General features: G+C 61.9%; 10 protein-coding genes. 8 read left to right on the top strand and 2 right to left on the bottom strand.

What is annotated here, in order from left to right; all coding sequences use genetic code 11:
- The 4 genes from speA to ACIOVB_RS14805 form a co-directional block, all read left to right on the top strand.
- The coding region (gene speA, locus ACIOVB_RS14820; protein ID WP_401268822.1) for a biosynthetic arginine decarboxylase at positions 1-1,331 on the top strand (1,331 nt) is incomplete at its 5' end.
- 233 nt (positions 1,332-1,564) lie between these two features.
- Positions 1,565-2,914, top strand: coding sequence for a type VI secretion system Vgr family protein (locus tag ACIOVB_RS14815; protein WP_401268821.1), 1,350 nt, complete (start codon positions 1,565-1,567; stop codon positions 2,912-2,914).
- A complete protein-coding gene (locus ACIOVB_RS14810) occupies positions 2,911-3,705 on the top strand; it encodes a DUF4123 domain-containing protein (RefSeq protein WP_401268818.1) in 795 nt (264 codons plus the stop codon). The genes ACIOVB_RS14815 and ACIOVB_RS14810 overlap by 4 nt, the downstream gene beginning before the upstream one ends.
- A gap of 11 nt (positions 3,706-3,716) precedes the next feature.
- Positions 3,717-4,592: an alpha/beta hydrolase gene (locus ACIOVB_RS14805; RefSeq protein WP_401268815.1), complete on the top strand. Its 876-nt coding sequence runs from the start codon at positions 3,717-3,719 to the stop codon at positions 4,590-4,592.
- Here ACIOVB_RS14805 and ACIOVB_RS14800 read toward each other — a convergent pair.
- Both ACIOVB_RS14800 and ACIOVB_RS14795 read right to left on the bottom strand, forming a co-directional pair.
- Positions 4,586-5,935 (bottom strand): MATE family efflux transporter, encoded by a 1,350-nt coding sequence (locus ACIOVB_RS14800; RefSeq protein WP_401268812.1) that lies wholly within the window; start codon positions 5,933-5,935, stop codon positions 4,586-4,588. The two genes, ACIOVB_RS14805 and ACIOVB_RS14800, sit on opposite strands and share 7 nt — an antisense overlap.
- 215 nt (positions 5,936-6,150) lie before the next feature.
- Positions 6,151-6,444 carry a hypothetical protein gene (locus tag ACIOVB_RS14795; protein WP_126359744.1) on the bottom strand — a complete coding sequence of 98 codons (294 nt, stop codon included), beginning with the start codon at positions 6,442-6,444 and terminating at the stop codon, positions 6,151-6,153.
- A 134-nt stretch (positions 6,445-6,578) separates the two neighbouring features.
- Between ACIOVB_RS14795 and ACIOVB_RS14790 the strand changes: the two genes are divergently transcribed.
- Genes ACIOVB_RS14790 through ACIOVB_RS14775 form a run of 4 tightly spaced genes read left to right on the top strand, consistent with a single transcriptional unit; the run spans position 6,579 to position 8,869 of the window.
- The gene (locus ACIOVB_RS14790) at positions 6,579-6,881 is read left to right on the top strand and encodes a MazG-like family protein (RefSeq protein WP_007951009.1); all 303 of its coding nucleotides are present in this window, start codon (positions 6,579-6,581) and stop codon (positions 6,879-6,881) included.
- The gene (locus tag ACIOVB_RS14785; RefSeq protein ID WP_401268809.1) at positions 6,881-7,630 is read left to right on the top strand and encodes a methyltransferase; all 750 of its coding nucleotides are present in this window, start codon (positions 6,881-6,883) and stop codon (positions 7,628-7,630) included. The genes ACIOVB_RS14790 and ACIOVB_RS14785 overlap by 1 nt, the downstream gene beginning before the upstream one ends.
- Positions 7,631-7,642: 12 nt before the next feature.
- Positions 7,643-8,257, top strand: coding sequence for a DUF4136 domain-containing protein (locus tag ACIOVB_RS14780; protein ID WP_187678508.1), 615 nt, complete (start codon positions 7,643-7,645; stop codon positions 8,255-8,257).
- Between the two features lie 54 nt (positions 8,258-8,311).
- Positions 8,312-8,869 carry a DUF4136 domain-containing protein gene (locus ACIOVB_RS14775; RefSeq protein ID WP_401268807.1) on the top strand — a complete coding sequence of 186 codons (558 nt, stop codon included), beginning with the start codon at positions 8,312-8,314 and terminating at the stop codon, positions 8,867-8,869.
- Positions 8,870-8,912: the final 43 nt, after the last annotated feature.

Below are 8,912 nucleotides of genomic sequence, written 5' to 3'. Positions count from 1 at the left end.
CGCTGAAGGTCAAGCCACAGGTCGGCTTGCGCGTGCGTCTGTCGTCGCTGGCGTCGTCGAAGTGGGCGGACACCGGTGGCGAGAAATCCAAGTTCGGTCTGTCGGCGGCGCAGTTGCTGTCGGTGGTCGAGCGCTTCCGCGCGGCCGGCCTGGATCAGGGCATTCGCCTGCTGCACTTCCACATGGGTTCGCAGATTGCCAACCTGGCTGACTATCAGCACGGCTTCAAGGAAGCGATCCGTTACTACGGCGAGCTGCGCAATCTCGGTCTGCCGGTCGATCACATCGACGTCGGTGGCGGTCTGGGCGTTGACTACGACGGCACCCACTCGCGCAACGCCAGTTCGATCAACTACGACATGGACGATTACGCCGGTGTCGTGGTCGGCATGCTCAAGGAATTCTGCGACGCGCAGAGCCTGCCGCATCCGCACATCTTCTCCGAAAGCGGCCGCTCGCTGACAGCGCACCACGCCATGCTGGTGGTGCAGGTGACCGACGTCGAGAAACACAACGACGAAATCCCGCTGATCGAAAACAAGGAAAACCTGCCGGAAACCGTGCAATGGCTGGTTGACCTGCTCGGCCCGACCGATATTGAAATGGTCACCGAGACCTACTGGCGCGCCACCCACTACATGAGCGACGTGGCTGCACAGTACGCCGACGGCAAACTGACCCTGGCTGAAAAAGCCCTGGCCGAGCAGTGCTACTTCGCCGTCTGCCGTCGCCTGCACAACTCGCTCAAAGCACGTCAGCGTTCGCACCGCCAAGTGCTCGACGAACTCAACGACAAACTGGCCGACAAGTACATCTGCAACTTCTCGGTGTTCCAGAGCCTGCCGGACACCTGGGCAATCGATCAGGTGCTGCCGATCATCCCGCTGCACCGTCTCGACGAAGAGCCGCTGCGTCGCGCGGTGCTGCAGGATCTGACCTGCGACTCCGACGGCAAGATCAACCAGTACGTCGACGAGCAGAGCATCGAGACCAGTCTGCCGGTGCACGGATTGAACGAAGGTGAAGACTACCTGCTGGGCGTGTTCCTGGTCGGCGCCTATCAGGAAATCCTCGGCGACATGCACAACCTGTTCGGTGACACCGACTCGGTGAACATCTATCAGAACGCCGATGGCAGCGTGTACCACGCCGGCATCGAAACCCACGACACCATCGAAGACATGCTGCGTTACGTGCACTTGTCGCCGGAAGAACTGATGACTCACTACCGCGACAAATGCGCCAGTGCCCGTATCAGTGCCAGCGAGCGCACGCAATTTCTCGATGCCTTGCGTCTGGGCCTGACCCGCTCCTCCTACCTGTCTTCCTGAGGCCAGGTTGCGATCTCGCCGGGTTGTCTGAAATTTTCCCGCAGGCTGTGGAAAATTCGGATGACCCGGTGGGATACATCCCAAAATCTTCGCGAAATGCTTGGCTATCCTGGCCAGCAAAGTCATCCGGTCTGCTTTTCGCGTAGGTCATTTCCTAAGTTGTACTTCAGCTCTCTACTCGGCCATGGCTCTCGGCGAGAATCCCCGACCGCCCCTCCTGTAGAGATCCGCCTATGTTCGATCCAGTCAACGAGTCGTCGTTTCGTCTCGATGTAGCGGGCCTGTCTGACCCTTTCGAAGTCCTGGCCTTTACCGGTAGCGAAGCCCTCAACGAACCCTTTGCGTTCGAGATCGATGTGTTGATCGACGATCCGCAACTGGACCTTGCCGGCCTGCTTTACCGTTCGGCTTTCCTGTGTTTCGGCCCGTCGGGGGAGGGCGTGCACGGGCAATTGCAGAGCCTTGTCCAGCATGAGCAGGGGCACGGTTCCAGACTGAGCCGGATCCGCCTGGGGCCGAAACTTGGCTGCCTCGATCTGCGGATCAGTCAACGGATTTTCAGTGGCCGTTCGGTGCCACAGATCATTGAGCAAGTGCTCAGGGAGCACGGCATCGTCGGCGCGCAGCGCCGCTTCGAGTTGCGTGGCGACTACCCGGCGCGCACGTTCTGCACGCAATACCGTGAATCGGATCTGCAACTGCTGCAACGCTTGTGCGCGCAGGCGCGGATTCACTATTTCTTCGAGCACCAGCGCGGCGGCCATTGCCTGGTATTCGGCGATGATCCGGCGCAGTTGCCGTTGGCTGACGCCGCGTTGTATCAGGGCGAGCCGGACGATCCTTTTGCCGGGCCCGCGGTACACCATTGGCAATTGCAGGAAACGTGTCAGGCCGAAGGCACCTGGCTGGCACCACAGGCCGAAGGACGCAGTGACCTGGCGGCGTTGCGTAGCGGCCAATGGCTGCGTCTGGTCGGGCATCCCTTCGCCGAATGCAATCGCCATTGGTTGCTGACCAAGGTGGAACATAGCGCCGATCCGGCCCTTGATCTGCCTTATGCCAACCGGTTGTTCGGTGCGCAGCAGGTGCCAGCGTGTGCGTCGGCCGCCGAGCCGTCGAGACTGCGTATGCACAGTCTGCAACGGGCCTGGGTGGTGGCGGTCGACGAACCGCAGCCCGATCATTTTCGCCCGGTGGCGGTGCAGTTCGACTGGCTCTATCAGGGTGAAGGTGCGGCGCCGAGTCACTGTTGGCTGCCGCTCGCACCAGCCTTGGCTGATGCGCCGCTGGCGGCGCTGGGCGATGGCGTCGAGGTAGTGGTGAGCTTCTTTGAAGGCGATCCGGATCAGCCGATGATCAGCGGGGTGCTGCAACCACCGGTCGCCGCCCCGAACATCACCGATGACCCGCCGCCACCATTGCCGGAGAAACTGGTCTGTGAAGGCTTGCAGCAATTGCTGACGTCCGGCGAGCCGCTTTTGTTGCTATGCCTGATGCCCGGAGGCGGCAGTTTCAGCCACTGCACAGAGGTCGTCTGCAGTTGTCGGTTACTCACCGCGCTTGAACAGAGCGGCGCAACATGAGCGGCGCGGCGCTGGAGCCGATGGCGCAATGGCTGTTGCTCGACGGCCCGGATGCAGCGCGGGCCTTGACGTTACTGCGACAGGCTTTCGCCGACGTGCGGCGCTTCTGGCTGTTTGACGGTACCGAGTTCGAGCCGGTCAGCGAGCACGGCCCGGTGCTGATCGACCTGCGTGATAGCCAGGCGCTGGGGTCGTTGTGTCAACGCGATCCGGATACCTGGCGCGGCTTGCTGCTGGGCAGCGAGGCGCCGGCGCCTGAACTGCTGAGCCACTTGCAACGCATGCTCACGGTCTCGTTCGGATTGAACCATCGGGCCTTGCTCAGTTATTACAATCGCCAGACCGCCAGCTATTTCTTCGACGCCTGTGACGCTGGCGAATTGAGTCGCTGGCTTGGCCCGATCCGCCAATTGCGCTGGTTCGGTGGCACCTGGGCCGATCGTGCGATTGGCAGTCAGGGCTGGCAGCAGTTGCGCAACCCCGGGCTTGCCGTAGAACCATTGAACATCGAAGAAAGCCTTACGCGACGGCAGCGCGAACGCCTGCAAACCTGCCTGTTGGAGCAGCACATCTGGCGCTGGTGCCAATCATTCGGAACCGATTACGCAACGATGGCCTCCCATATTCAACAGGGTCTGGCGCTGGGCTTCAGCGACCGCAGTGTGCTCGATGGCTGGTTGTGGCTACGCTTGCTGCATCCGCGTGCCGTGCTGGTGCCGCCGCCGGTGGGGCTGACCCAGCAGGAGCGGCTCGACCATGTGCGTCGCCAATGGGGTGGCGATCAATCGTGAGGTTCACGCGTATGGCAGGTTTTTTCCGGCAAGGGTTCGGCGCAGTGATCGGCGCTTTAGTACTGTTGCTGCTCAGTGCGTGTTCGCCGGTAAAACTGCTCAATGCGCTGACCCCGGATAGCACGTTTGAAAAAACCACGGGCATTGCCTACGGTGACGATCCCCGGCAGAAGCTCGATGTCTACGTGCCGCGTGATGCATTGGCCGATGCGCCGGTCGTGGTGTTTTTCTACGGTGGCAGCTGGAACAGCGGCGCGCGCGAGGATTACGCTTTTGTTGGCGAGGCGCTGGCGTCCCGGGGGATTGTCGCGGTCGTGGCGGATTATCGGTTGTATCCGCAGGTGCGTTATCCACTGTTTCTTGAAGACAACGCGCGGGCGGTGGCGTGGACCCGTGCGCACATTCGCGAGTTTTCCGGTAATCCGCAGCGCTTGTATCTGATGGGGCACAGCTCCGGTGGCTACAACGCGGCGATGCTGGCGCTGGATGGCGACTTGCTCGCAGCGGTGGGGATGTCGCCCAAGGACATCAGTGGCTGGATCGGTCTGGCCGGGCCGTACGATTTTCTGCCAATCGTGAATCCTGATGTGCGCCCGGTGTTTTTCTGGCCGGACTCACCGCCGCAATCGCAGCCGATCAACCATGTCAATCGCGGCGCGCCGCCAGCGCTGTTGATCGCGGCGAGCAAGGATAATCTGGTCAACCCGACGCGAAACACCGGCGGTCTCGCCCATAAACTGCGCGAGGCGGGTGTGCCGGTGCAGGACTTGTATTACTCGCGACCCAATCACATCACGCTGGTGGCGACATTGTCACGGCCACTGCGGCGGCTGGCGCCGGTGCTCGATCAAGTGGTCGGCTTTATCGAGCACACGCCGCCTCAGTGAGCAGCGCCGTTAAACCAGCCGTCATTACGCTTGAGCCACAGGGCCTGTGCGCCGAGCGTCAGGCTACGCAGCACCATGAACAGCAGGAACGTAATCCACAGGCCGTGATTGCCCAGACCTTGCAATGCCCAGGCGAATGGCACCAGCAGAAACACCGTCAGCAGCATGCCATTGCGCATTTCCCGGGCGCGGGTGGCGCCGATGAACAGGCCGTCGAGCAGGTAGCTCCAGACCGCAATCAATGGCAGCACGGCGAGGTAAGGCAGGTAGACGAACGCGGTGTCGCGCACGCTCTGGATGTTGGTCTGCATCTCGATGAACAAATGCCCGGCCAGTAAAAACAGCAGGGCAAAGCCAAGGCTGGCGATCAGCGACCAGCCACCGGACACCACCAGCGAGCGGCGCAAGGCCAGGCGATCGCGGGCGCCGATGGCATGTCCGCACAGGGCTTCGACCGCGTGAGCCAGACCGTCCAGCGCGTGCGCCGTCAGCAGCAAGCCGTTGAGCAACAGCGCGTTGGCGGCGACCGTCGCATCACCGAGTCGCGCGCCTTGCACGGTGATCAGGAAAAACACCGATTGCAGGGCCAGACTGCGGATGAAAATGTCGCGGTTGACCGCCAGCAGCGGGCGCCAGCTCTGCCACACTTTCAGCGCAGCCCACGCGATGTGCCCGGGATAGGCGCGCAAGGCTTTGCGGGTCAGCAGCAGGCCGAGCAGGGCGCCGCTCCATTCGGCAATCACCGAGGCCCTGGCCGAGCCGACCACGCCCCAGTCCAGACCGATGACGAACCACAGATTCAGCGCAATGTTGATCAGGTTGGTGGTCAGCAGAATCGCCAGCGGCGCCCGGGCGTTCTGGGTGCCGAGGAACCACCCCACCAGCGCATAACTGGCCAGTGCGGCAGGCAGCCCGAACAGTCGGGTATGGAAGAAGTCACGAGTGAGCTGATCGAGTTCCGCCGACGGCTGCATAAAGTGCAGCGCAACCCCGCTTAGCGGCACGCCCAAGGTGCCGAGAACCAGCGCCAGTCCCATTGCCAGCAGCAGCCCTTGCAAGAGAATCTGCCGCAACGCCGCGCCATCGCTGCGCCCGGCCGCTTGCGCGGCGAAACCGGTGGTGCCCATGCGCAGAAAACCCATGGCCCAGGCGAGAAAGGTGTACAGACTGGCGCCAACCGCCACGGCGCCCAATTGATGAGCGTGGGGCAAGTGGCCGATGACGGTGCTGTCGACCAGCGCTACCAGCGGCACGGAAATATTGGAGAGGATCATCGGCGCGGCAAGCACCCAGACCTTGCGGTGAGTCGGGCGGTCGCGCCAGTCGGCAATCAGGTTGGACATGCGGGCTCCTTGGGGGAGCGGGGATTGTAGCGGTTCGTTGGGGATTTGCTTTGCTCGGATAACCAGCCCCTCACCCCAGCCCTCTCGCGAGGGAGAGGGAGCCGATCTTCATGCTGCTCAACCCTGAAGTTTCAGGTCGGCGTATAGCTGAAGAACAACTCGGTCGGCCCCCTCTCCCCTTGGGAGAGGGCTGGGGTGAGGGGTTTTATGTGAGGTCAGTGAATAATCCAGCTCAAAAGCCACAACCCCAGCAGCAACCAGATAATCCCGGCAATGATCGACGCATTCATGAACGCGCGAATTGCCGACCACAGCAGCATCAACCCGACGATCAGCGCAATGATGCTGATGATCGACGTATCCATTCCCAACGTCTTGGCCAACCCATCGACAAAGTTGCCGCCGGCATTGCTCAGCATGTTGAACAAGCCACTGAGGCCATCGACGATAAAGCGGATGACCGAACCGAGTGCCTGGCCGAGCCATTCGAAAAAGCTTTCTACCTGCATGTGTGCATCCTGATGAAAGAGCTGAGCCTTGGGCCACAACGCAGGTGGCCGAGTTCCCTGCAAGCATAGAGCTTTCTTTGGCCCTTGCCTTCAACCGGCAACCCCCCGAAGCTATACGCCTTCAGGAGAGCCCGATGAACCTTGTTGAACTGACCGAACGCCTGCACGCCATTCGCGACCGCAATGACTGGCGGCAATTTCACAGCCCGAAAAACCTCGCCATGGCCGCCAGCGTCGAGATGTCTGAACTGGTGGAGATTTTCCAGTGGCTGACGGAAGACCAGTCGCGCCAGTTGCCGGCGGACAAACTCGCCCACGCCGGGCAGGAAGTCGGCGATATCGTCCTGTATCTGTTGCTGCTGTGCAGCGAGTTGGGGTTGGACATGAATGAAGTGGTGCGCAGCAAGCTCGCCGACAGCGAACGGCGGTTCAGCTGATGAGCGACCGGCATTTCGATCAGTTGGCGACCCGTTTCGCTGAAAAAATCTACGGCGGTGCCAAGGGCGCGATTCGCCTCGCGGTGTTGCAGGCTGACCTTGCCGAAGCACTGCCGGATCGTCCGTTGCGGGTGCTCGACATCGGTGGCGGTCTGGGCCACATGTCGCTGTGGCTGGCCGAGCGCGGACACGACGTGACCTTTACCGAGCCGGCCGAGCCGATGCTCGAAGGCGCCCGCCAGCGGTTCGCCGAAGCGGGGCAGACGGCGACGTTTATTCAGGCGCCGTGGCAGGAACTGCTCGGGCAACTCACGGAACCCTATGACCTGGTGATCTGCCACGCTGTGCTGGAATGGCTGGGTGAACCCCACGCAATCCTGCCGGTGCTGCATCAATTGACCAAGCCCGGTGGCTGGCTGTCGCTGGCGTTCTACAACCGCGACGCGCTGATCTACCGCAATCTGCTCAAGGGCCATTTCAAGAAAATGCGCAAGAACGTGATGGCTGGCGAGAAACAGAGCCTGACCCCGCAGATGCCGCTTGACCCACGAGAATTGGCAACGCAACTCGAAGGCTTGTGGCAGGTCGAAAGCCAAAGTGGGGTGCGGGTTTTCCACGACTACATGCCGGTGGAGTTCCAGGCCCGCGCCGAACTCGTGGATTTGCTCGAGATGGAACTCGCCCACCGTCGTCACCCAAGCTTCGCCGGGCTTGGGCGCTACCTGCACTGGATCTGCCGGCCGATCTGATCGGAGCGCAAAATGAAAGCACAATCGGGGTTATTGCTGATCTGTCTGGGGTTGGCCGCCTGCCAGGGCAGCAACCCCTACGTGGCGCAGTCGCGGCCCTTGCCGCCGGCGCCAGCGCAAGCCGCCAACACCTTTGACCGCAGCGCGTATCCGGCGCCGCCGCGTGATTACGGGCGCTACCGCAGTTGGGCCTGGCTCAACGGCCAACTGCCGCCAGGCACGGCATGGGCGGATTCGGCGCAAGTGGCTGAAGCGGTGAGCAACGCGCTGGATCAGCGCGGCTTGCGTCCGCTGCACGACAATCGCCCGGCCGACCTGTTCGTCACCGCCAATCTGCGTCTGGAAACCCGCTTGCGTCAGGTCCAGGACGATTACGGATACGGCTACGGCGGATACAGTGGCTATGATCGTTATGGTCGCGGTTACGGCATGTACAACAGCGTGCCGGTCGTGCGCACCTATCAGGAACAGGTTGTGGTGGTGCGAGTCGACCTGTTCGACGCCGGCACCGGCCAACCGGTATGGAGCGCCAGCGCCGAAACCGCCAACAAGGGCAGCCAGATCGACCGCACCGACGCGATTCGCGAGGCTGTGGAAAAGGCCATGTCGGCGTATCCTCCGAGCTAGCTTCGGTTAATCGAGAAGCTCTAGCAGGTTCATGTCTTCAACCGGAGAAAAACCATGTACCGCCGTCTTGCTTTATTAGCCATGGTTGCGCTGCTCAGCGCCTGTGCCGCCAACCGGGTCAATCACGACTTCGACGCCAGCCGCGACTTTGCCGGCTATCGCAACTGGAGCTGGAAAGACCCCGCCCTGCAATACCGTCCCGATGATCCACGGATCAAAAGCGACCTGACCGAGCAACGCATCCGTCAGGCCGTCACCGATCAACTGGACCAGCGCGGTTTGCGCCCGGCGCCTGCCGGCGCCAAGGGTGACTTGAGCGTGCAGACCTACCTGATCGTCGAGGATCGTCAGCAGCAAGTGACGACCAACTACGGCGGCGGTTGGGGTGGCCCGTGGAATGGTTACTGGGGCGCGCCGATGTACAACGAGACGCGCAACATTACCTACAAGGTGGCGACAATCCAGATCGACCTGCTCGATGGCAAGGACGGCAAACTGGTGTGGCGCGGCAGCGATGAGCAGATGCTCAGCAGCACGCCGAACCCGACGGATCGCAGCAATGCCATTCGCGAGACGGTGGCGCGTATCCTCACCAACTACCCACCGCGCTAGCATCCACCCCTTGTTGTTTTGTGGCGCACGAAATGGCGCGTTG

The sequence above is a fragment of the Pseudomonas sp. NPDC087639 genome (assembly GCF_044743385.1).
Classification (GTDB): Bacteria; Pseudomonadota; Gammaproteobacteria; order Pseudomonadales; family Pseudomonadaceae; genus Aquipseudomonas.
This window is presented reverse-complemented; position numbering and strand designations above follow the sequence as displayed.